Below are 23,377 nucleotides of genomic sequence, written 5' to 3'. Positions count from 1 at the left end.
TGAAAAGGACCAAACTCCATTATGGAATTTGGTCCTTATCATTAGTTTTTATAATTTAAATGAACTCTTCAAGCTAACGATTTGATTGAAGACGAGCTGATCGGATGACGTAAGTTTAGGATCGACATTGTAATAGCCATGTCTGAAAAACTGGAATTTATCCTGTGGCTTGACGTCTTTCATATTAGGCTCAACAAATCCTTGTAAGACTTCTATGGAATCAGGGTTAACCCGCTCTAAAAATGATTTTTCTTCTTCTTCATTTTGCTCATTATCCAAGATTAAAGGTTGGAAGTTACGGAATTCTGCTGAAATAGCTTGTGTAGCTTCGACCCAGTGAAGTGTCCCTTTCACCTTACGGCCGGTGAAACCAGATCCGCTCTTTGTTTCAACATCATATGTGCAATGAAGCTCAATTACATTTCCAGCCTCATCTTTTATCACGTCTTCGCATTTAATGAAATAAGCGTGTTTCAAACGGACTTCATTACCCGGGAAAAGACGGAAGTACTTTTTCGGTGGATTCTCCATGAAATCATCTTGCTCGATGTATATTTCACGTGAAAATGGAATTTGTCGAGTACCCATCTCAGGTACTTCGGGATTGATTTCAGCTTCAAGCATTTCAACTTCACCTTCTGGATAGTTGGTGATGACGACTTTAAGTGGCTTTAAAACACCCATGGTACGTGGAGCCTTCAGCTTCAAATCCTCACGGACAAAGTGATCAAGCATTTGGGAATCGACGACACCACTCGTTTTAGCAACACCTATTTCCTGGCAGAAAGCACGAATCGCTTCCGGTGTATATCCCCGTCTCCGTAAACCGGAGATGGTAGGCATACGTGGATCATCCCAGCCGTCGACAAATTTCTCATCGACAAGCTGTTTCAATTTACGCTTGCTCATCACCGTATTCGTCAGGTTTAAACGGCCAAATTCATATTGTTGTGGTTTGCTTTCCATTTCACAATTATCAACGATCCAGTCATAAAGCGGACGTTGATCTTCAAACTCCAACGTACAGATGGAATGAGTGACGCCTTCAATGGCATCCTCAATTGGGTGAGCAAATGCATACATCGGATAGATGCACCATTTATCTCCTGTATTGTGGTGTTCCGTATGGGAAATACGGTAAATAACAGGATCCCGCAGGTTAATATTTGGCGAGCTCATATCGATTTTTGCACGCAATACCTTTTGGCCATTCTCAAATTCGCCGTTACGCATCTTTTCAAATAGCTCAAGGTTTTCCTCAACCGTTCTATTGCGGTAAGGGCTATCTTTTCCAGGTTCCGTTAATGTTCCACGATATTCACGGATTTGGTCTGCATTTAGGTCATCCACATAGGCTAGACCTTTAGTGATTAGCAATACAGCCTTTTGATACATCTTATCAAAGTAATCGGAAGCAAAGAAAAGGTTATCCCAGTCATAACCAAGCCATTTGACATCTTCCTTGATGGAATTGACATACTCAATATCTTCCTTCAATGGATTCGTGTCATCGAAACGCAGGTTCGTTTTCCCATTGAATTCATCAGCCACACCAAAATTCAGTATGATGGATTTTGCGTGCCCGATGTGTAAGTAACCATTTGGCTCAGGAGGGAAACGGGTGACGATATGATTATGTTTTCCGGACTCTAGATCATCGTTTATAATATTTTTAATAAAATTTGAAGAGTTATGTTCCAACAGAATTCGACCTCTTTCATTTATATACTTCTTTTAATTTTACCTGTATATATACCATAAATACAGACATTTTTCCATGTTCGAGCCGGAATGGGGGGAGTGAGGATATATTCTGAAACAATTCATCTAGTATTTAGTTTGCACATTTGGGAAGAATATATCCCTGAAACTTTGGTGGCAACTGATAAATCTATATATCTAGTATTGTTCAGAAAAGAAGCAATGCAGAGTTCTCTGCATTGCTTCGGATGATGTCATTTAAAATACAGTCGTTTGTAAAAATTCCTTCGTCCGTTCTTCTTTTGGATTGGAGAAAAATTCCGTAGGTGGGCCGCTTTCTATCACACGTCCGTTGTGCATGAAGACAATCCAGTCTCCTACTTCACGGGCAAAGCTCATCTCATGGGTCACGACGACCATTGTCATGCCTTCAATGGCCAGTTCCTTCATTGTCGCTAATACTTCACCGACAAGTTCCGGGTCGAGAGCGGAAGTGGGTTCGTCAAAGAGTAGGATATCCGGTTTCATGGCTAGTGCCCGAGCTATGGCAACCCGTTGTTTTTGCCCACCCGATAGTTTGCTTGGGTAGACATCCGCTTTATCCGAGAGTCCCACTTTAACCAATAACTCTTTTGCTTCCTTAATGGCTTGGGCCTTAGGGACCTTCTTGACGTGAGTAGGTGCTTCTATAATATTCTCAAGCACTGTCATATGTGGGAAAAGGTAAAAATGCTGAAAAACCATGCCCACTTTTTCCCGAATCTTATTAATATCATGTTTTCCAGGCTGAATCTCTGTTCCCTCGATCAGGATCTGTCCACTGTCCTTTTTCTCTAAATAGTTCAAGCAACGGAGCAATGTACTTTTACCAGAGCCACTAGGGCCTATCAGGCAGACTACATCGCTATCCAGCACCTTCATATCGATATCCTTAAGCACATGAAGATCTCCATATGATTTATTCAAGTTTCTTATGCGAATCATTTCTTTTTGTTCCATGTTCATTTCCCCCTATCGATCGCTAATGGACAGTTTCTTTTCGAATGCATTGACGGCTATGGTTAAGATTGCTACAAGTATCAAGTAATAGACGGCTACAATCAGAAGGTAAGTCATTTCATCAAAGTTATTAGATCCTAACGTAGTGGCAACGTTAAAGAGCTCATTCATTGAGATGAATGCGGCTAATGAGGAATCCTTAAGGCCGATGATGAATTGATTGCCTAGTGGTGGCAGTGCACGGCGGAAAGCCTGTGGCAGGATGATTCTTCTTAATGTGAGAGACTTGCTCATTCCTAGCGAGCGACCAGCTTCCACCTGTCCTTTGTCGATGGATTGAATCGTTCCACGAAGTATTTCCGAAATATAAGCACCGTTATGGAAGGCGAGTGCAAGAGATGCTGCCCAAAAATCAGGAAGCAGGAAGATGTTACTAATACCAAAGTAAAGGATGAATATTTGTACGATCAATGGTGTACCCCGGACTAGGAATACATAAGCATCTGAAATCCATGCGAGGATCTTAATATTAGAAATTTTTAAGAGTGCAAAAAGTAATCCGATGACGGTCCCCACTAAAATGGATACGACAGTAAGCTCCAAGGTGAGGAGCATGGCTCGGATGAACACATCCGAAGAGCTAAATAATGTATCAAAGAAATGTGAAAAACTTGGCAATGGAACAACTCCCTTTCTATCTATCTTTATTCAGGTTTGGTCGTGATATCTTCACCAAAGTACTTTTTGCTGATTTCAGCAAGCGTTCCGTCTTCACGGAGATTGTCGAGTGCTGCATTGACACGTGCGAGCAACTCAGGGTTATCTTGTGGCAGTACAATCGCCTGCTCACTCCGTTCAATCAATTGTCGTCCTTCAATTTCAAAGCCTTCTTTCACGGCTTCTTTTCCGGTGACAAAATCCGTTATGACAGCATCATGACGCCCCCCGCTCAACGCTTTAAGGGCCGTGATGTCGCTATCATAGGTTTTTACATTGGTTGTATATTCTTCAGCGGTGTTTGCGTATGTAGAACCTTTAGACGCGGCTACCTCTTTTCCTTTTAAATCCTCGATTGTCTCGATATCACTATCAGGGCGCACAAAGATTTGAGGACCAGAGTAGTAATAGGGAGTAGAGAAGGAAACGTGTTTACTACGCTGTTCATTGATGGTATGACTGGCAACAGCTGCATCTGCCCGACCAGTCTTGACCCCTTCAACAATTCCTTTGAATTTTATTCGCTTAGGAACTGCTTCAAGTCCTAATTCTTTGGCAATGGCCGTTCCCACCTCGACATCAAATCCAGTTACAGTCATGTCATCATTGACATAGCTGAATGGTTTGAATTCACCTGAGGAAGCGAAGATAAACTGATCCTCATTAATCAGCTTACTACCATCTTCAAGCTGATCCTTCTCAGCACAGCCGGACATGAGACCAAGAATGACCAATAATGCAAGAATGAATTTTACTGATAATTTCATGATTATTTCTAATCCCCCTTTTAGGTACTGATAAAGTGTTTTATACCCAACATGTCTTCTGTCATAACCTCCAATTTTGGGAAGAACGTCCCAAAATGTCCAAATATCAAAAAAAATCGTCCTTAATCAGGCCGATTCTTGTCTTTTAATCTCTTTTACTATGCAATTCTTAAAGGTTCTGGGACTTTGCATTTACTTCTTCTACATTTCCCGTTATGTTCAAGTCACTGGATAGCTGGGCGTCTATCAAGTCATTGAAAATCCAATCGAAAAAAATCCCCCTTATTAAAACGGTACGCAAGTGGAAACCGCCGAAGAAATAATAAAAAAACCGGTATACGGGGATGTATTACCTTCCAATCCGGAGTGGGTGTTGAAATCAGTGCAGGTTTCAGACAAGGATTATCGTGCTTATTAATCGGGGAGTAATGGACTGACTTTAACATTGCTGACGAAATAAAGTATAATAGAGCCAAAAAGACGAAGGGCAGTTGGGATAATGGTGAACAACTTTGTGCAAGAGCAATTACAGGCATACCGTGAAAAAAATGAAGATAGAGGACGTTTGATAATAAAATGTCCGGATCAACCAGGCATAGTCGCAACGGTAACGGCTTTTTTAAAAGAATATGAAGCGAATATTGTTGAATTGAGTCAGTATTCCATGAATCCAAATGGCGGGACTTTTTTTACTAGAATTGAATTTGATTGCCCCAACTTAAAAGCGAAATCAGGAGACATGGAAAAAGATTTTCAAGAAATTTCAGAAAAGTTTTCCATGCAATGGACGTTCAATTACGTTAGTGATTTAAAGAGGACGGCGATTTTCGTTTCGAAAGAACCACATTGTCTACTTGAGTTGTTATGGGAGTGGCAAAGCGGCAATCTACTGGCAGATATAGCGATGGTCATCAGTAATCATGAAGATACTAGGGAAATTGTGGAATCCATGAATATTCCTTTTTATTATATTCCGGCAAATAAAGAGATTCGTAAAGAAGTGGAAGCGCAGCAGCTTAAATTGCTGGAGGACTTTAAAATTGATTTAATCGTATTGGCTCGATATATGCAGATTTTGACACCCGATTTCGTGGCAGCCCATCCGAATAAAATCATCAACATCCATCATTCATTCCTACCTGCATTCATAGGGGCTCGACCTTATGAACGCGCATATACCCGCGGTGTTAAGTTGATAGGGGCAACATCCCACTATGTGACAAATGATTTAGATGAAGGTCCCATCATCGAGCAGGACATAGAACGTGTCGATCACCGTGACTCTGCAGAAGAGATGAAGAAAATTGGTCGTTCTGCAGAACGCAGGGTACTTGCTCATGCTGTGAAGTGGCATTTGGAAGACCGTGTTCTTGTTCATGAAAACAAAACAGTCGTCTTTTAAAAACAAAAACCCTCTATTGGCAAGTAGCCTTGCCAATAGAGGGTTTTACTTTGGAAACCGGCAACTTAGTAAGTATATTCCACTCTTACTGTAGCGGTAATGTTCAATTCACCAGGTTGGATGGGGGTAGTGGCTGCTTTGGTGTAGGAACTGGTTTGGAAAAGAACAGGAGGAGTTGTTTCCGACATTTCTTCAACGAGAGTGGGAATGGGGTTTAAGGTAACTCCTATCGTTCTTGCCATGGAGAGTGCTTTTTCATAAGCATTCTTTAAAGCTAGTGAAAGGGCTTGATTGTAATAGACCTCTGGAGTGGACAAGGAAAAACGGATACTGGAGATGGAATTGGCCCCATTGCTGACAGCCGTGTCAATTATGATGCCAATGGCCTCAATCTCAGTTGTTTGGACTTGGATTATATAATGGACCTTATAATTTTTAAACAGTTCTTTTCCACCAACATAATCATATTGCGGGTCAATCCTATATTCACTCGTTTTCAATTGATCTTCGGAAATGCCAATGGACTTCAGTCCAGCAATGACTCGTGCAATGCTTTGTGAATTGGCTTGTTGAGCCTTCCGGGGGTCCTCATCCTCTGTTATGACCCCCAGGGTAATGGTCGCCTGATCAGGGGCAGCCTGAAGCGTCTCAGAGCCGGATACCTTTAAAGCGTGAGGGTTATCAAGATAATTTCGATTGGGACTGCTAAATTCCTGATTCATAAGACACCAACCTTTTATAAAAGTGAGTTTATCCTATTGTACGGGACCGTAAGGGAAAACATGCTCCCTTTTGTTGAAGGATTGATCGAAAGAATAAGGATATAAAAAAACACTCGGTTTCAAACCGAGTGCATGTTATTTATGAATGACCTGGACCCTGCCAACTTGGCCGTCTGTCAATCGTACTTTTATTCCATGTGGGTGACTGCTAGAGTTTGTTAAGATGTCCTTTACTGTACCACTTGTTAGTTTTCCGCTTCGTTGATCTGCTTTCAGTACAATGTCTACAGAGGTTCCTGGAGTGATATCTTTTCGGTTTTTACCGTTCATTTTACTTCAATCCCTTTTAGAGGTATTTGCAAGTTACTGCAGTCCCTTCAGTATAAGGAAAACAGTTGTTATAGTCGAGAATAATAGGGCAATGTACGCTAGGTATCCGTTATTACCGAATTTTCTTGAGGGGCTCGACTGCAGGACCTTCCATAACTTCTCCAGTAATAGAGTAACGTGAGCCATGGCACGGGCAATCCCAAGTCCTATCCCCACTGTTCCACGCGACTTCACATCCCATATGGGTACATGTCGAGTCCACGATGAATAGTTGACCTTCTTTATCTCGGTAACACCCAGCCTTTTCCCCATTCACTTTGACAATGGCCCCTTCATCCAATCCTAGGTCGTCTGGCTTTTTATGAAGGATGGAAAGCTTGCCCTGAATCATATGCTTCGCGACATCCGCATTATCTTTCACCATGTTTTTCATTCCATCTAATCTGGCGGGATCATACAAGTCCGCATATCGGTTATCCTTTTGTAAAATGCGGTCAGTCAAGATTTTTGCGGCAATGGTTCCATTTGTCATGCCCCATTTTGCATAACCGGTTGCAATGAGCACCCGGGGATGATTGGGGGTTGCAGGACCAACGAATGGCAGGTCATCAGGCGTCACGATATCCTGAGCCGACCAACGGTAAGGGATGTCCTCCACTTTGAAATAGTGGGAGCTAAAATCCTGTAAAGCCTCATAATGGTTTATTGTGGATATACCTTGCCCGGTTTTATGCCCTTCTCCGCTTACAAGAATCAGCTTTTCCCCATTGTCATTTTCCGTATAGCGAAGGGAACGCGAAGGGCTATCCGCGCTGTAAAACATGCCTCCCGGATATTCCTGTTTCATCCTAATGCCAAGGACATAGGATCTTTTTACATGGACCCGTGCAAAGTATAAACCCATCTCATCATTAAAAGGAAAATGAGAAGCGACGATGACATGGTTGCATGTAATTTTATGACCATCCTCAGTCAGAACGGTCGGATTTTCTCCATCTTCAATCTTCATGGCTGTCGTATGTTCAAAGATTTTGCCGCCACCATCCAGAATGGGGGAGGTAAGTCCCAGTAAATATTTCAATGGATGGAACTGTGCCTGGTCCTTCATGATTACCGCGGCTTTGCATGGAATGGAGAAGGGTATAGTGTCGGTATAATCACCGGGAATACCGAGTTTACGATAGGCCCTCAATTCTTTTTGAATCTTACTAACATATTCTTCAGTATTTGCATACACATAAGCATCTTGTTTAGATAAATTACATTCTATAGAATGTTCCTCGACCAATTCCTTGATTAAATTCATTGCTTCAGTATTTGCTTCATAGTATAGTTTTGCCTTTTCCTCGCCATGCGCTGCAATTAGCTTGTCATAAACCAGTCCATGCTGGGCGGTAATCTTGGCTGTTGTATGTCCTGTGGTTCCGTTTAGGATCTCGCTCGCCTCAATGAGTGTGACTTGAACTCCTTGCTTGGCTAATAGATAAGCGGAAGTTATGCCTGTGATCCCGCCTCCAACAATCAAGACATCTGTTTTAATATCTTCTTCTACCTTGGGGAATGAAGGAAAAGTCAATGTACTTCTCCAGAAGGGTTCAGGATACTGTGGGAGTTCTGTATTTTTTTCAGTCATTTTTAAATTCCTCCAGACGTTTAGGAATGGTTTCCGTTTATTACCATTCCCTTTCACCTAGCTTTTTATCCTCTTTTTGGTAGATAGATGTTATAAAAAGGGAATGATTTGCATTGTATACAAAAATGTATACATGTAAACAAAATAAGATAGTTTGTAAACAATATAGTAAACATGTTTACAAACACGTATACATGGCTATATACAAGGTGTGTACACACTTGTTACTAATGTATACAAAATGAATACATATTTTAGGAAAAGGTATATCTATCGAATCATTGACTATTATGGTATTTTTTTCTATTCTTATTAAAGTACACTGTCTGGCATTTTTTTAAAAAAAAGGGGATGTTTTAAGATGAATTCTAGAATCGCAGCAGTAGATGTAGGTAATGATGCTATCAAAGCTATTTTTGGAAAACTAGAGTCTGAACTATATATACCGAATGTCATTGCAAAAGATATTGAGGACCGGCCGGTCATCGGGATAGAGGAACTGGATGAGAATAACCCATTGGATGGAATTCATATAAGAGTTCACTCACCAGCACTTCAAGATAATAATGCTATTTACCGTGTTGGGAATTTAGCGACAAAAAGTGATAACCCTACAGAATTGGATTTAGGCAGCAGTAAATCGGAAGAAGACCAAACGTTGATCATGCTTTTTGCGGCACTGGCATTGGATGCGGCTAAACAGGGGAACAATGATCGCTTCAAAAAGGTTAATAATGTCGTCGAAGCGAACTATACGTTGGGTACGGGCCTTCCGCTCCGTGAAGTGAAGGAAGGGAAAGATGTCGGATATCGCTCGAAATTAGTGGGTTCGGTTCACCAAGTGGAATTTTTAATCACGCCTAAATATCAGGGATTGAAAGTGAATATTAAATTTGATGAAGTGAAGGTCTATCCTGAAGGGTTTGCAGCTTATATCAATCTAGTAATGGACAATGATTTGAACATCATTAACCGTGAGCTGATCGACAAAAGAATTCTTATTCAAGATATCGGCGGACTTTCGACAGATATCGCGGTCATTAAGAACCGTAAAGTGGATGATGATAAAGCACAAGGGTTTAACCTTGGTGTGGCTGAAGCACTCGAATCAATTCGTGAGGAAATCAGGAAGAAACATGGTGTCGAATTGGACAGCAGACGTGACGTGGTGGAGATTATCACGAAAAAAAACGACCGGAACCATATAATGGTCCGTGGAAGTCGGACAAGTGTGCATGATATTGTCGACCGCATTTTAGGGGAGCTTGCAAAAAAACAATATCGTCATCTTCGCAACGTTTGGAAAAAGAATTCACAGACGGAGATTTGCTACTTCGTAGGTGGGGGTTCAATTGTACTGAAGGATTACTTGAAAACACTCAATCAAAACTTTGATGGGTACAATATCGACTTTTTTGAAGATGAAAGAGAAAGCGTTTGGATGATGGCCAACGCCTATTACAAGCTGATTTCCGACTTTAAACGCCGGAATTCAAAGGAAGAGCAACAATCTCAACATAAGAAGAAAGAACAACGTACAGGTTCAGTTAAATAGGTGAGAAAATGAAAAAAACAGCTTCTTCTGAAATCAAAAGAGGACAGGCCATCACTTTTCGTATCCCTTCAGATGTATCCGATTATACGTTAAGGCAGCTGCAGAAATTAAAGGAAACGGAAAGAAGAAATTTTTCCAGTAAAATTGCTGAGTATGTTCTTGATGGCGTTGGGCAATCCTCTCATCAGGAACGGGAGATGGTTGCCTTGCCCATGCCGAATAAGCTTAGTAAATCTCAGCGTGACTGGCTAAAGCATTCCCACTCAGAAGCAATGCTTGGAACGATTTTGTACCATCTTTTATCCGATCCTTTACGGGCTACGGCCTTGTTGGCCTCACTAAACAGCAATGGAATCAATGAGGATGTCTATGTAAAGGAAGAGGAAGAATTGGTGGAGAGGAGTTTGGAAGAAGAACCGAAGGAATTACCCGAAATGGATCTGGATGATTTTGATTGGAGTTTCGATGAGACTTCAGAACAGTCAGAGCAACCGGAACCAGAAGAGGAAAATCTGGATGATCTTCTTGGCGACTTTCTTGATCAAATGAATCAGTAAAAGAGGAAGGGTATCTGACAACATGTTGGATATCCTTTTTTTTGATAGGATTCGAAGGGGGTTAAAGGCGAGGATAAGACATGAAAAGAGGAACCGTGATGTCACGGTTCCTCTCTTTTATGCTAAGAAAATGAGTTGGTAAAGAAAAAGAACGGCAAAGATGTATACTAACGGATGGACTTCTTTGAATTTCCCTCTTGCGATTTTTAGTATTGGATATGAGATGAATCCAAGTGCTATACCATTGGCGATACTTGAAGTAAGAGGCATCGTAACAATGACCAAAAAGGCTGGGAAAGATTCGTCGAAATGGGTCCATTCAATCTCATTGATGCTTTTGATCATCATGCTACCAACTATGATCAAGCTAGGTGCAGTGATGGCCGCAATATCTGATACTGCCCCGATAAGTGGGCTGAAGAAAGCAGTGACCAAGAAAAGAATGGCTACGACAAGAGCGGTTAACCCTGTTTTACCACCTGAACCTACACCGGCCGAGGACTCCACGGAGGCGGCAGTAGGGCTTGTACCGAACATGGCTCCGATTGTTGTCCCAACGGAATCCGCGAAGAAAGCACTTCCTGCTTTCTCCAACTTTCCGTCTTTCAATAACCCTGCTTGGCGCACAATCCCGATTAGGGCTCCGGTGGTGTCGAATAGCATAACGAGAAGGATGGAAAACACTACACCATATAGGCCGTAGTTTACAACATCCGCAAAAGAAGTGATTGGATTAGCAACAATGATGCCCTCGGGTAACGATGGCACCGAAACAAAATGTTCAATTTTAAGTTGTCCAGTAAATAGGGCAATGATCGCTGTAATGATCATCCCGATGAAAATGGAACCCTGAATCTTACGGACCATTAAAATGATGGTTATTACCAAACCGATTAAGGTAAGTGCCACTCCTGGGTCTCTGAAGCTCCCTAGGGTCACCAGGTTCGATTCATGACTCGTTACGACCCCAGATAAACGAAGCCCGATAAAGGTGATGAATAGACCAATCCCGGCGCTGATAGCATGTTTCAGATTATTGGGGATCGCTTCAATCAGTTTAGACCGGAAAGAAGTAAGCGATAATATGACGAAGATAATCCCTGTAACAAAGACTGCCGAAAAGGCAACCGTGTACGAGATATCATGCGTGCCTAGGACAGAGTACGCGAAATAGGCATTCAATCCCATCGCAGGAGCAATGACAATCGGATAATTGGCTAGAAAAGCCATGAAAAGAGTACCGACTAAGGTAGCGATGATGGTTGCTGTAAAAGCCTGTTCAAAAGGAACACCAGCATCAGAAAGAATTTTGGGGTTTACAACGATGATATAAGCTAATGTTAAAAAGGTTGTAAGCCCTGCAAGGACTTCTGTCTTAATATTCGTTTTCCGTTCTTTTAATTTAAACATGCGGCCACTCCTTCTTTTTATATACAAAAACTCCTTGTACGGACATTTACAAGGAGGAGACGCCCACCTTTTTCCAGGCAAGTAGCTCAAATAGTATAGTTAGTCAGAAATTTAAAATCTTATAAATTATATTAGAAAAACATCTAAAGCACAATACCATGAAAAATTTTCTCTCAAAAATAGATAATGATATACTAACAAAGAACTTGGAGTAAAGGAAATTGCCTTAGTGTAGAATCAATAATAGACAATGGATGTAATGATGATTTAAATAAGATATCACAAATATAGAGAGTAGGCCGATACATGACAAATTTCATCGAGCTTGGCATAAGCCCAGAAATTAACACGATATTGAAGCAAACCGGCATAACCAGCCCAACCCCGATACAGGAAAAATCGATACCTGACATAATGGCGGGACGGGATGTCATCGCGAAAGCACAGACAGGAACAGGGAAGACATTGGCATTTTTGCTTCCAATATTAGAAAAAGTCGACCCAAAAGCTTCCCACGTTCAATCATTAATCGTCACACCGACTAGGGAGTTAGCGTTACAGATAACGGCTGAGCTGAAAAAGTTCGCCAATGAGATCGAGGAATTGCAAGTGCTAGCCGTGTATGGTGGACAAGATGTGGAGCAGCAAATGAAAAAGCTGACACGGAATATTTCTGTCGTGGTAGCTACACCGGGCCGATTATTAGACCATTTACGAAGGGGAACCATTGATTTATCCCAAACCGAAACGCTTGTTTTGGATGAAGCGGACCAAATGCTCCATATTGGATTTTTACCGGAAGTGGAAGAAATCATGGGACAATTGCCAGAGACAAGACAAACGTTGCTCTTTTCCGCGACGATGCCAGAACAAGTCCATCAGTTGGCGAAGCGTTATATGGATAGACCATTGACAGCTGCTGTTAAAGCTGAGCAAGTGACGGTCGAGCAGATCCGTCAACTTGTCATTGAAACGACGGATAGGGCCAAACAGTCCTCACTGATCAGCATCATAAAGGAAGAACAGCCATATCTGGCGATTGTTTTTTGCCGGACAAAGCGCCGTGTTTCTGTTTTGAACGATGCTTTAAAGGCGGCTGGTTTCAACTCGGATGAACTTCATGGGGATTTGTCGCAGGCAAAACGAGAGCGCGTCATGAAAAACTTCCGGGATGCGAAGCTTCAATATTTAGTGGCCACGGATGTTGCTGCGCGTGGGCTGGATGTTGAAGGCGTGACACATGTTTTTAACTACGATGTTCCTGAAGATGCCGAAAGCTATATCCATAGGATAGGACGTACAGGAAGGGCCGGTGAGCATGGATTAGCCGTAACCTTTATTGCTACGAAGGATCTTCAGCTTTTGAGTGATATTGAAAAAGGTATTTCCATGAAAATTGAACGGAGAAAGATCGAAGGGGTTAAGATGTTCCAGCCGGGCGAAGTCGAGAATAAACGGAAGCGTCATGACCGCGACTCATCTGAAGGGGAAGCGCGTCGTCCACGTTCTGGTGGTGGACGCCGTCATAGAGAAAGAATCGATACGCGAGGTCCGAACCGAGGAAGTCACCGCTCCGCTAATCAGGCCGACAATCGTGAGTTGAGTCTAGAGAATACACGTGAGGGCTTTGCAAACCGAGGTCCTAAACGCGAGAACACACGAGGAGATCATAGGGATGAAAGTCGGGGACGTAGTCGCGACAATGTCCGAGGAGAACGACAAGGAGGGAGTCAAGGCAGAAGGGGGAATACCCATAGTCCGAATGGGAACCGTCGCAATGATTCAGGAGGTTCACCTAGCAGGGGCAGAAACCGATAAAGGGGGAAGGAGAATTGGACAAACCATGGTTGGCAGAATATCCAGTTTCCTTAGAACTTGCAAAGAATTTGATAAAGAAGCAGTTTCCCGATGTGGGCTTGGAAAAGGTGAGGCAAATCGGGGAAGGGTTTGACAATACGGTCATTCAGTTGAATGAGGAGTATGTATTCAGATTTCCCCGAAGACCCATTGCTGTTACCTTAATTCAAGTGGAAAACAAGCTTTTGCCTTCATTGGCCGGAAATCTTCCGCTAGCCATTCCTGAACCGGTCTTTTTTGGAGAGCCGAGCAGTAGTTATCCATATCCCTTTACTGGCTACAAAATGGTGAAGGGACACTTACCTGTGAAGGAAACCATGGAAAGTAAGATTTCCTCGGCAATAAAGTTTGCCCACTTCCTGAAAGTGCTTCACGGGTTTCCTGTGCCAACGGCGAAACAATTGGGTGTACAGCCTGATGGAATGCGGAGGCTTGATGTTTCTTTCCGGCAGGACAGCCTTGATGAGCAACTCTTAGCATTAGTGGCACTAGGCTATTCTGAACAGGCCCATGCCGTTTCGATGTATTTGAAAGACCTGGATGTATCGTATGAAGGGACATGCGATACCCTTGTCCATGGTGATATTCATGTCCGGAACGTCTTGCTCGATGCCCAGGGTGTACTAATGGGCATCATTGACTGGGGGGACGTTCATATCGGGCATCCAGCTATCGATTTTTCTTTTTTATACAGCTACTTTCCAAAAGAGGCGAGACGGTCCTTTTTTGAAATCTATGGTGAAATTGAAACCGAAGTCAAAAACCTGGCAAGATTTAGGGCGATTTACATGCTCGTCAGGCTGCTTGTGTATGGAATCGATCGAGGTGACAAAGAACTGATCTCCCTCACGCGCACAGGTTTGTCGTTGGCTATGGAAGATTGATTCTACTGATTTTTACTGATCTAGGAGGTTCGCATGAACGGAAACTATTTACATACAATTACATGGATAGGGGAATTGCTTGAGGATGAAAACATTCCCTATCAATTTACGGGACCCTCCGCTTTATTTATACAAGGGGTTGAAATAAAGGATACTATAAATGTCTCGGTCGACGTGCAGTGGGATGTTTTTGATGAAACATTTTCCCTTTTCATAGATCATGCTCCTTCACAGCCCGAAAAGAATCCTGAAACAGCCTTTTTCCAGGTTGAAAAGGATGGAATACTGATTACGGTCCGCTGTTTATTCAATAGGACAATTAAAACGGATCCTTACCGACTACTCATACCAGTAGGGGAAACCGAGCTTTGGTGCCAATCCCTATACAGCTACCTTTACAATGCTGAAATGCAGAGTAATCGTGATGAAATCCATGCGTATCTATTATCGGCACAAAAGGGCTTTACAGCTGAAAATGAACAGGCCTGGAATCAAAATAATTATCTAGCCCTTGTGAACCGTTACGGTAAACCGGATGAATTGGCAGGGAAGATCAAGCACAACCCGCGATGGAGATTGCATCCATTTTATAAATATATGGGAGACATAGTGGGTCGGAAAGTCACACATTTAATGGGATCGAATGGGGTCAAGGCAGTCGCCATGGCGATGTTGGGAGCTGACGTTAAGGTCGTGGATTTCTCTCGGGAAAATGCTACTTTCGCGAACGAACTGGCTGAATCATCCGACGTCAGCATTGAATATATTGTCTCGGATGTGCTGTCCTTGCCGCCCGAACATGCATTAGGAGACCAGGACTTGGTCTTGATGGAACTGGGTGTCCTTCACTATCTCATAGATCTGCAGCCATTATTCGAAACGGTAAAAAGGATGTTGAAGCCGGGGGGACGATTCGTGCTGCATGAGTTCCATCCAATTTCGACGAAACTCATAACCTCTTCTGGTAAAAAACATAAGGTGACAGGCAATTATTTTGCTCCTGCCATTGAAAATAACGAGGTGGCTTTTTCCAAACATATGCCTGAAGAAGATAAACAAAGCCTTTCGAAAGTGGTCCAACGCAAATGGACCATGGGTGAACTCATAACGGCAGTCGGAGAATCCGGTTTGATCATCAAAGTCCTTGAAGAAGAACCAAACCACAAAATCCATGACATTGGGATACCTAAAACGTATACGTTAGTAGCTGAACGTAGTGGGGACATGCATTAATCATTGAGCATGACCAGTCCCGTTCAATAAAATAAAGAGGGTGCCCGCAATGTATGCGGCACCCTCTTTGACCGTTCATTTAGTTGTTGTTCGACCATTCTTCGACGTCCCATACTTTCGTGACCCAATCTTCGTAGAAATCGGGTTCATGGCAGACAATCAGAACCGTTCCTTTATATTCTTTCAATGCACGTTTCAATTCTTCCTTGGCCACCACGTCTAAATGGTTTGTTGGTTCATCGAACAGAAGCCAGTTGCTTTCTGTAAGCATCAACTTACATAAGCGGACCTTGGACTGTTCCCCACCACTTAAATGGGCCATCGGGCGAGTGATATGTTCATTTTTTAAGCCAACCCGCGCGAGGATAGCACGTACTTGAGGTTGATCGAGATGAGGGAATGCGTTCCACACTTCATCGATCGGTGTCGTGTTGCCTGCTTGTACCTCTTGTTCAAAATAAGAAGGGAAGAGGAAATCACCAAGTGATCTTTTCCCGCTTAGTGGCTCGATTTTACCAAGAATCGTTTTTAACAGTGTGGATTTCCCCACTCCGTTACATCCCACAATGGCAATTTTCTCCCCACGCTCTATGTTCATTGAAAGTTTTGGAAGTAATGGACGGTCATAGCCGATTTCAATATCTTCCCCTTCAAATACATATCGGCTGCTCGCACGTGACTCTTTGAAATCGAAAGTCGGTTTCATCGCCGTTTCCGGACGGTCGATACGTTCTATGCGATTCAATTGTTTCTCCCGACTTTTTGCCCGGCCAGAAGTTGAATAACGGGCTTTGTTTTTTGCGATGAAGTCTTCCTGCTTTTTAATGAAGTCCCGCTGTTTTTCGTATGCATTAATATGTTGGTTCTTATTCAGTTCAGCAAGTTCAAGGAATTTTTCGTATGTCGCCGTATAACGGGTCAATTTCGAGAATTCTAGATGGAAGATGACATCAACTACGCCGTTCATGAACTCGGTATCATGTGAAATCAATAGGAATGCGTTAGGATATTCCTTTAAGTAGCTGCTCAACCAACGGATATGCTCTACATCCAAGTAGTTTGTCGGCTCATCCAACAGTAGTACTTGGGGTTGTTCCAATAGCAGTTTCGCCAGCAATACTTTTGTCCGCTGTCCGCCACTCAGAGCAGAAACGTCACGCTCAAGGCCTATCGCATCCAAGCCCAACCCGCGTGCCGCATCTTCGATTTTCATATCTAAATTATAAAAATCCCCAGCTTCGAGTTTATCTTGGATTTCCCCCATTTGTTCCAAAAGTTCTTCAAGTTCCTCTGGTGTCGCTGAACCCATTTTCTCGGTCACTTCATTCAAAGCTTTTTCCTGCTCGAATAAAGGTAAGTAGGCATCTCTTAACACATCGCGTATCGTTTTGCCTTTAGTCAGGACGGTGTGCTGGTCAAGGTAGCCATATTCAACGCCAGGTGTCCAATCAACTCGGCCTTCATCGTGAATCAGTTGCCCGGTAATAATGTTCATCATTGTTGATTTACCTACGCCGTTAGCGCCGACGAGGCCTACATGTTCCCCAGCCATCAAACGGAACGTAACATCTCTGAATAATGTCCGATCACCAAAGCTGTGTGCCAAATTATCTATAGAAAGTAAGCTCATTTATGTTGAACCTCCCAATTATTTTGAAAAAATCTCTACGTTTCATCATACTAAAATCTGTACTAGATTGCTATCTAATCTAGTAATTTACATATTGCGCATGAATTAGGTGGGGTCCACCGATAAATGGTTCACCAACTAGACGGTCTGCCTAAGTCACTTCGACATTAGTTGTTAGTCCCTAGTCCTTTATCGCCCTGACTAAAAATATATGAGATAATGAGAGAATCAGTTTAAAAGGGAAAGGATGTATTTGATGAGTAAAACAGTCGTACTGGCCGAGAAACCATCGGTCGGAAGAGATATAGCAAAAGTGCTGAATTGCGAAAAAAAAGGCAACGGTTATTTGGAAGGAAGTCAGTATATCGTCACCTGGGCGCTTGGTCATTTAGTTACCCATGCAGATCCGGAAACGTATGACGAAAAATACAAAACATGGCGGCTCGAAGACCTCCCTATGTTGCCTCCATCCTTGAAATTGGTCGTAATCAAGCAATCCGGAAAGCAGTTTCAAGCGGTAAAAACGCAATTGAACCGCAGTGATGTCAAGGACGTCATCATCGCAACCGATGCAGGACGGGAAGGGGAGCTCGTTGCACGTTGGATTCTGGAAAAAGCGAATGTTAAAAAACCAATCAAGCGGCTCTGGATATCATCGGTAACTGATAAGGCGATTAAGGATGGATTTAACAAGCTGAAGGATGGGAAAGAGTACGAGAATCTATTTGCCTCTGCAGTTGCTCGGGCCGAGGCGGATTGGTTTGTCGGTATGAATGCTACAAGGGCACTGACAACGAAGCATAATGCCCAGTTATCGTGCGGAAGGGTTCAAACGCCTACACTAGCGATGATAGCTGCCAAGGAAAAGGAAATCAAACAATTTCAGCCAAGGAAATTTTATGGCGTTACGGCAACGGCAGAATCTCAACTACGCCTTGTCTGGCAAGACGCCCATTCGAAAGATATACGCACATTCGAAAAGGCAAAGGCAGACAAAGTCCTTGCTGATGTGAAAAACAAAAAGGCTGAAGTGGTGGAAGTGAAAAAAGCCCATAAGAAGAATTTTGCGCCCCAGTTATATGACCTAACTGAGCTACAAAGGGATGCCAATAAGAAATTCGGTTATTCGGCGAAAGAGACACTTTCCATCATGCAACGTTTATATGAAGGACATAAAGTCCTGACCTATCCAAGAACGGACTCGCGTTTCTTAACCTCGGATTTGGTCGAGACGCTGAAAGAAAGATTACAGGCAGTCAGCATCAAGCCATATGCCCAATATGCATCGAGAATCTTGCGTAGCCCAATCAAGGCCAATAAATCATTCGTGGATGACAGCAAGGTTAGTGATCATCATGCCATCATACCTACTGAGCAAACGCCTCTACCGGGTAAATTGAGTGACAAGGAATCGAAAATTTACGACCTTGTCGTCAAACGGTTCCTTGCGGTTCTGATGCCACCATTTGAATATGAGCAAACGACCGTTACCGCAAAAGTGGGCAGTGAAACATTCGTCGCTAAAGGAAAAGTCATCTTGAAATCAGGTTGGAAGGAAGTCTATGATCATCAGTTCGAGGAAGAAGAGGCAAGTGATGGCCTTACAGAGCAATTGCTTCCGACACTCGAGAATGGTGACATCTTAGACATCACGGCAGTGAAACAAACAGAGGGAGAAACAAGACCACCGGAGCCATTCAATGAGGGCACCTTGTTATCTGCAATGGAAAATCCCGCTCGTTTCATGGCTGGGGAAAGCAAGGAACTCATTAAGACGTTGGGGGAAACCGGGGGAATCGGCACCGTTGCGACCCGGGCCGATGTTATTGAAAAATTGTTCAATAGTTTCCTGATTGAAAAACGTGGAAAAGGTCTTCATGTTACCTCAAAAGGTAAACAGCTCCTCGAGTTGGCTCCCGAAGATCTACGTTCGCCAGCGTTGACCGCACAATGGGAACAGAAGCTAACAGCCATTGCTAACGGAACGCTTGATAAGCGTACATTCATTGGGGATATGCGCACCTATGCGAAAAATATCGTTCACGAAATCAAGACGAGTGATCAAAAATTCAAGCATGATAACATTTCCGGTACAAAATGCCCGGATTGCGGCAAGTTGATGCTTGAAGTAAACAGTAAAAAAGGGAAAATGCTCGTTTGCCAAGACCGAGAATGCGGGCATAAAAAAGGTGTTTCACGTGTAACAAATGCAAGATGCCCACAATGCCATAAGAAAATGGAAATGAGAGGGCAAGGAGAAGCACAGACGTTCACATGTAAATGTGGCTTTCATGAAAAGCTTTCTTCATATAACAAACGAAAAGGTCAAAACAAGAATAAGAAAGTGTCTAAAAATGAAGTCTCGAATTATATGAAAAAGCAAAACAAAGAGGAGCCAATCAATACAGCATTAGCGGATGCATTGGCGAAACTGAAATTCGATAAATAATAGGAAAAGTCCAGTATCGGAATGATGCTTCAAGAGAAACCAGGGAGAGTATGGCTAATTTTGATGCTGGACTTGTTTCGATGCAGCTTATGCTAATAGCGAAATCTAAGGGATACGACACACTTACAATGGGTGGGTATAATAAACAACAATTCATTGAAAGATTCGATGTGCTGAACGTTATGTTCCGATTGTCTTAATTGCAAAAGGGAAGGCAGCTTCACCTTCTTTCCAAACTACAAGATTGTCGTTAGATGAAGTAGCGAAGTTCATCTGAATATGAAAAAAGGATGGAGCAGATTTGCTCCATCCTTTTTCTATCATTCATCAATATCAATTAGATTTTATTCAGTACGGTACCTTGTAAATCAAATTCAGGTGTTTTATCGGTCGTCTGTTTGACCGTTTCTAATGGTGTGAGCGCACTGAAGGGCAACTGATCACCTGGACTGAAAATTGCTTCATCATTCTCTGGATTCCATTGGCTGTGAATACTCATGTTGGTATCCTCCTTTGGTGAGAAGATTTGTCATTTTCCTTCATGGTTTTCATCGAATGCTTTACTAGTTTCTAACACTGATCACCTGGACTGAAAATTGCTTCGTCATTCTCTGGATTCCATTGGCTGTAAATACTCATGTTGGTATCCTCCTTTGGATGAGAAGATTTGTATTTTCCTCGTGGTTTTCATGAAAGCTTCACTAGCTTCTAACGCTGATCACCGGGACTAAACACCGCTGCGTCATTCTCTTTGTTCCATTGGCTTCTGATAGTACTCATCTTGCACATCATCTCCTTTGGTGAGAATGTCTTACACTATTTATCTACCCGATCGGGACAAGATTAAACAATTTTTTCAAAAAAAGTAAAAAAATATACGAGTAATTATTATTTAGAGTCTTGTATTATTTCGCCTTCGAGAAAAATAACCTTTTTACGATATTTTTATCAATGGTGGAAATAATATTGTAGAAAAGGGGGAATTGATTTGGGGTTATCGAAATAATCATTAGATCATCATTGTCCTTTGTTATTCTTTTGACTCTAACAAGGGTGATGGAAAGAAAAGAAATCTCAGAGATGACATTCTTCAACTTTGCTTCTGCCATTTCCATCGGTTCAATAGCGGGAAATCTTTCTTTCAACCATCGTTTAAGCATTCAAAATGGTATAGTCGCCTTAATGATATGGAGTTTACTTACGATCTTATCTGGACGAATTGTCATTAAGTCTAAAAAAGCACGAAGAGTAATTGATGGGGAACCCCTTATCATTATCAAAAACGGTAAAATGATGGAAAAACCACTTCGCAAGGTTAACTTGGATGCAGATACGTTAATGGCATTGCTTAGGCAAAAAAGTATATTCTCAATCACTGAAGTGGAGTATGCCATTTTTGAAATTACGGGTAAGCTTTCCGTTATGAAGAAAGAACATAAACAGCCTATCGTAAGAGGCGACATGAATATTGGAAATCTTCAAAAGAACCCTTCGCCCATCATAACAGGCGTTATTTCGGATGGGGTAGTCAACATGGATAACCTGGATCAGTTAAACCTTGATATGGAGTGGTTGAATGGTCAATTAGCTAAAGCTGGTATTACATCAATCTCTGATGTCTTTTATGCTGAAGTTCAATCAGACCGAACACTTTATATGGACATAAAGGAAGGCAGTCTTCATTAAATGGTATGAATAATTGGACAGGCTGGATGCCATATCCCTCTTTTAATAAACAACTTACATCAATATTTCTACTTTTATCATTGTTCCAATAAAAAAAACAGCCAAAACCTCCATATTACAAGGTTTTGGCTGTTTTCCATTTAGCGTCCCAGATAGGAATCGAACCTACGACCTACAGCTTAGGAGGCTGTCGCTCTATCCTACTGAGCTACTGGGACATATAAAGGTAACGACGACTTTCTTATTATATTTGTTATTAGTAAACATTTCAAGGTTATAGCCTCTTGTTGCGAAAATATTCATGGGAAATTATCTATATTGACTGCCTTGTAGTGTCTGAATGGCAGTGTGAAGAAGGCGATAAATACCTTTCGCGCCATGCTTTTTCGTTCGACAGAGAAAGGCTAACTACGGTGGAGTCCATCAGTTACCCCACTAGTTTTTTGATAAAACCAACTGGATAAAAGTTTTTGTTGACGATGATAATCATTATCACTTATACTGATAAACATAAATATTCTATCTTGAAGTAATAAATAAAAGTGATTATATCCCGTTAAATCAACATTTGACAATATTTACAATCGAAAAAATATTATATCAATATAAGAAAGATGGTTGATTATGAAACCTATAGCCTATATAAGTACTGATATTCAATTCACAAGACTTAAAGACATCGATCATGAAAATGGTTTGGTTTCTTTGCAATTGTATGATATTCCATTTGCTGATTTCTCGGCATATGCTGGGGTCATCGTGACTAATTTCGTGGAAGAGGCCTTTTTACTTGAACATAAAGAAATCATCGAAAATTATTTGAATGATGGCGGCGTCATTCTTTCCCAAACCGAAAATTTCCTACCTTGGTTACCTGGTTGCGGAAATTGGATGCGTTCTCCGATTTCTTTGAAGGACCGTGAAATCCGCTTGACTGAGCCTGTACATCCTATGTTCGCAGGAATTGACCCTTATGATTTGAATTATAAAAAAGGGGTTCGTGGCTTTTTCTCAAGAGGATATCTTGAGGCTCCAGAACATTCGGAAGTAATCGTTGAAGACCAAGAAGGAAAAGCAATCATTTACATTGACCGAAAAACGACCGGTGGCACGATTGTCGCGGGTGCAGGAACGGATCTGTACCGCTTTGGAATCCAAGAAAATAGTTCGCGTGTGCTACGTCAACAAATTTTGGACTGGATACGCGAAGAGTATGAAGCAAACAAGGGGGAAACAAAGCAATGAAAGTGGCAATCTTAGATAACGGTTATAGTTTCCATCATCGTTTCTTTCAAATGGATGAGTTTGCTTATATGTATGATGATGTGCTTCAACTTCGTCAGCTCCATACATATGATTTAAGTCAATATGACACGCTAATTGTTAATGATCGGATGTCCCTAATGCTTTTAAAACGGTACCAATCGCTTTTCGTGAAGTTCCTTCAAGAGGGAAAACGTCTAGTCGTTTTCGGTGAAGTGCTGGATAATTGGCTTCCTGGTATAGACTGGGAGGAATCTGAAGTGAATTTCAGTTGGTGGGTGAAGGAGCATGGAGATTTACCTTTAATGGCTGAAAATACAGATCATCCTTTATATCAGCATGTATCCCTATCAGATATGAAGTGGCATTACCACGGGACGTTCAAAGTTCCGGAAGGGGCAAAATCACTTGTGAATACTCCCGACGGTCGCTCGATCATCTACACCGATGATGTGTCTTATAAAGGCGAATTGATCATTACCACCCTTGATCCAATATTCCACATTGGACTTGGATTCATCGACCAATCTAAACCATTCTTACATGGGATGGCTAAGTGGCTTAGAGAAGGATAAGGAGGAA

At 42.1% G+C, this 23,377-nt stretch carries 21 protein-coding genes and 1 tRNA gene; 11 read left to right on the top strand and 11 right to left on the bottom strand.

Features of this window, described 5'->3' with window-relative positions:
* Nucleotides 1-48: 48 nt before the first annotated feature.
* From ACIQXH_RS14640 to ACIQXH_RS14625, 4 genes are all read right to left on the bottom strand, one after another.
* Complete coding sequence (locus ACIQXH_RS14640; RefSeq protein WP_402870072.1) at nucleotides 49-1,701, bottom strand: glutamine--tRNA ligase/YqeY domain fusion protein; 1,653 nt, start codon at nucleotides 1,699-1,701, stop codon at nucleotides 49-51.
* A gap of 258 nt (nucleotides 1,702-1,959) precedes the next feature.
* Nucleotides 1,960-2,700 carry an amino acid ABC transporter ATP-binding protein gene (locus tag ACIQXH_RS14635; protein WP_402870075.1) on the bottom strand — a complete coding sequence of 247 codons (741 nt, stop codon included), beginning with the start codon at nucleotides 2,698-2,700 and terminating at the stop codon, nucleotides 1,960-1,962.
* Between the two features lie 12 nt (nucleotides 2,701-2,712).
* Nucleotides 2,713-3,378: an amino acid ABC transporter permease gene (locus ACIQXH_RS14630; RefSeq protein ID WP_402870078.1), complete on the bottom strand. Its 666-nt coding sequence runs from the start codon at nucleotides 3,376-3,378 to the stop codon at nucleotides 2,713-2,715.
* Nucleotides 3,379-3,404: 26 nt separating this feature from the next.
* Nucleotides 3,405-4,184: a transporter substrate-binding domain-containing protein gene (locus ACIQXH_RS14625; protein WP_402870080.1), complete on the bottom strand. Its 780-nt coding sequence runs from the start codon at nucleotides 4,182-4,184 to the stop codon at nucleotides 3,405-3,407.
* A 499-nt stretch (nucleotides 4,185-4,683) separates the two neighbouring features.
* On the opposite strand from ACIQXH_RS14625, the gene purU reads away from it, so the two are divergent.
* Nucleotides 4,684-5,586 (top strand): formyltetrahydrofolate deformylase, encoded by a 903-nt coding sequence (gene purU, locus ACIQXH_RS14620; protein ID WP_402870082.1) that lies wholly within the window; start codon nucleotides 4,684-4,686, stop codon nucleotides 5,584-5,586.
* A gap of 65 nt (nucleotides 5,587-5,651) precedes the next feature.
* On the opposite strand, the gene ACIQXH_RS14615 is transcribed toward purU, so the two are convergent.
* From ACIQXH_RS14615 to ACIQXH_RS14605, 3 genes are all read right to left on the bottom strand, one after another.
* Entirely contained in the window at nucleotides 5,652-6,308 is a 657-nt protein-coding gene (locus ACIQXH_RS14615) for an SIMPL domain-containing protein (protein WP_403124212.1), read from the bottom strand.
* A 135-nt stretch (nucleotides 6,309-6,443) separates the two neighbouring features.
* Nucleotides 6,444-6,638, bottom strand: coding sequence for a YwbE family protein (locus ACIQXH_RS14610; RefSeq protein WP_057914066.1), 195 nt, complete (start codon nucleotides 6,636-6,638; stop codon nucleotides 6,444-6,446).
* Between the two features lie 112 nt (nucleotides 6,639-6,750).
* Nucleotides 6,751-8,271: an FAD-dependent oxidoreductase gene (locus tag ACIQXH_RS14605; protein WP_403124209.1), complete on the bottom strand. Its 1,521-nt coding sequence runs from the start codon at nucleotides 8,269-8,271 to the stop codon at nucleotides 6,751-6,753.
* A 361-nt stretch (nucleotides 8,272-8,632) separates the two neighbouring features.
* Between ACIQXH_RS14605 and ACIQXH_RS14600 the strand changes: the two genes are divergently transcribed.
* Together ACIQXH_RS14600 and ACIQXH_RS14595 are read left to right on the top strand one after the other, a co-directional pair.
* Nucleotides 8,633-9,826, top strand: coding sequence for an Alp7A family actin-like protein (locus ACIQXH_RS14600; RefSeq protein ID WP_403124206.1), 1,194 nt, complete (start codon nucleotides 8,633-8,635; stop codon nucleotides 9,824-9,826).
* Nucleotides 9,827-9,834: 8 nt separating this feature from the next.
* The gene (locus tag ACIQXH_RS14595; protein WP_402870092.1) at nucleotides 9,835-10,383 is read left to right on the top strand and encodes a hypothetical protein; all 549 of its coding nucleotides are present in this window, start codon (nucleotides 9,835-9,837) and stop codon (nucleotides 10,381-10,383) included.
* A 117-nt stretch (nucleotides 10,384-10,500) separates the two neighbouring features.
* Here ACIQXH_RS14595 and ACIQXH_RS14590 read toward each other — a convergent pair whose 3' ends face one another.
* A complete protein-coding gene (locus ACIQXH_RS14590; RefSeq protein WP_402870094.1) occupies nucleotides 10,501-11,793 on the bottom strand; it encodes an NCS2 family permease in 1,293 nt (430 codons plus the stop codon).
* A 306-nt stretch (nucleotides 11,794-12,099) separates the two neighbouring features.
* On the opposite strand from ACIQXH_RS14590, the gene ACIQXH_RS14585 reads away from it, so the two are divergent.
* The 3 genes from ACIQXH_RS14585 to ACIQXH_RS14575 are packed head-to-tail and all read left to right on the top strand — an operon-like array spanning nucleotide 12,100 to nucleotide 15,767.
* On the top strand, nucleotides 12,100-13,611 hold the full coding sequence (locus ACIQXH_RS14585; protein WP_402870096.1) for a DEAD/DEAH box helicase: 1,512 nt from the start codon (nucleotides 12,100-12,102) through the stop codon (nucleotides 13,609-13,611).
* Between the two features lie 14 nt (nucleotides 13,612-13,625).
* The gene (locus ACIQXH_RS14580) at nucleotides 13,626-14,534 is read left to right on the top strand and encodes a phosphotransferase (RefSeq protein ID WP_402870099.1); all 909 of its coding nucleotides are present in this window, start codon (nucleotides 13,626-13,628) and stop codon (nucleotides 14,532-14,534) included.
* Nucleotides 14,535-14,567: 33 nt separating this feature from the next.
* Complete coding sequence (locus ACIQXH_RS14575) at nucleotides 14,568-15,767, top strand: class I SAM-dependent methyltransferase (RefSeq protein ID WP_402955012.1); 1,200 nt, start codon at nucleotides 14,568-14,570, stop codon at nucleotides 15,765-15,767.
* 79 nt (nucleotides 15,768-15,846) lie between these two features.
* Here ACIQXH_RS14575 and abc-f read toward each other — a convergent pair whose 3' ends face one another.
* Nucleotides 15,847-17,397 (bottom strand): ribosomal protection-like ABC-F family protein, encoded by a 1,551-nt coding sequence (gene abc-f / locus ACIQXH_RS14570; RefSeq protein WP_402870105.1) that lies wholly within the window; start codon nucleotides 17,395-17,397, stop codon nucleotides 15,847-15,849.
* A 256-nt stretch (nucleotides 17,398-17,653) separates the two neighbouring features.
* Between abc-f and ACIQXH_RS14565 the strand changes: the two genes are divergently transcribed.
* A complete protein-coding gene (locus ACIQXH_RS14565) occupies nucleotides 17,654-19,846 on the top strand; it encodes a DNA topoisomerase III (RefSeq protein WP_402955009.1) in 2,193 nt (730 codons plus the stop codon).
* Between the two features lie 50 nt (nucleotides 19,847-19,896).
* Nucleotides 19,897-20,046, top strand: a complete 150-nt coding sequence (locus ACIQXH_RS14560; RefSeq protein WP_403124201.1) for a nitroreductase family protein — start codon at nucleotides 19,897-19,899, stop codon at nucleotides 20,044-20,046.
* Between the two features lie 137 nt (nucleotides 20,047-20,183).
* Here ACIQXH_RS14560 and ACIQXH_RS14555 read toward each other — a convergent pair whose 3' ends face one another.
* Nucleotides 20,184-20,345, bottom strand: a complete 162-nt coding sequence (locus ACIQXH_RS14555; protein ID WP_402870111.1) for a hypothetical protein — start codon at nucleotides 20,343-20,345, stop codon at nucleotides 20,184-20,186.
* A gap of 497 nt (nucleotides 20,346-20,842) precedes the next feature.
* On the opposite strand from ACIQXH_RS14555, the gene ACIQXH_RS14550 reads away from it, so the two are divergent.
* Nucleotides 20,843-21,532 carry a YetF domain-containing protein gene (locus ACIQXH_RS14550; protein WP_402955132.1) on the top strand — a complete coding sequence of 230 codons (690 nt, stop codon included), beginning with the start codon at nucleotides 20,843-20,845 and terminating at the stop codon, nucleotides 21,530-21,532.
* A gap of 144 nt (nucleotides 21,533-21,676) precedes the next feature.
* Here the strand turns inward: ACIQXH_RS14550 and ACIQXH_RS14545 are convergent.
* Nucleotides 21,677-21,750, bottom strand: a tRNA-Arg gene (locus tag ACIQXH_RS14545).
* Between the two features lie 406 nt (nucleotides 21,751-22,156).
* On the opposite strand from ACIQXH_RS14545, the gene ACIQXH_RS14540 reads away from it, so the two are divergent.
* A complete protein-coding gene (locus ACIQXH_RS14540; protein ID WP_402870117.1) occupies nucleotides 22,157-22,777 on the top strand; it encodes a hypothetical protein in 621 nt (206 codons plus the stop codon).
* Nucleotides 22,774-23,370, top strand: coding sequence for a hypothetical protein (locus ACIQXH_RS14535; protein WP_402870120.1), 597 nt, complete (start codon nucleotides 22,774-22,776; stop codon nucleotides 23,368-23,370). The genes ACIQXH_RS14540 and ACIQXH_RS14535 overlap by 4 nt, the downstream gene beginning before the upstream one ends.
* Nucleotides 23,371-23,377: the final 7 nt, after the last annotated feature.

It is taken from the genome of Peribacillus sp. NPDC097225, assembly GCF_044761955.1.
In the GTDB taxonomy this organism is placed as follows: domain Bacteria; phylum Bacillota; class Bacilli; order Bacillales; family DSM-1321; genus Peribacillus.
The sequence above is the reverse complement of the archived record's forward strand: the minus strand, read 5'-3'. Positions and strand labels throughout refer to the sequence as shown.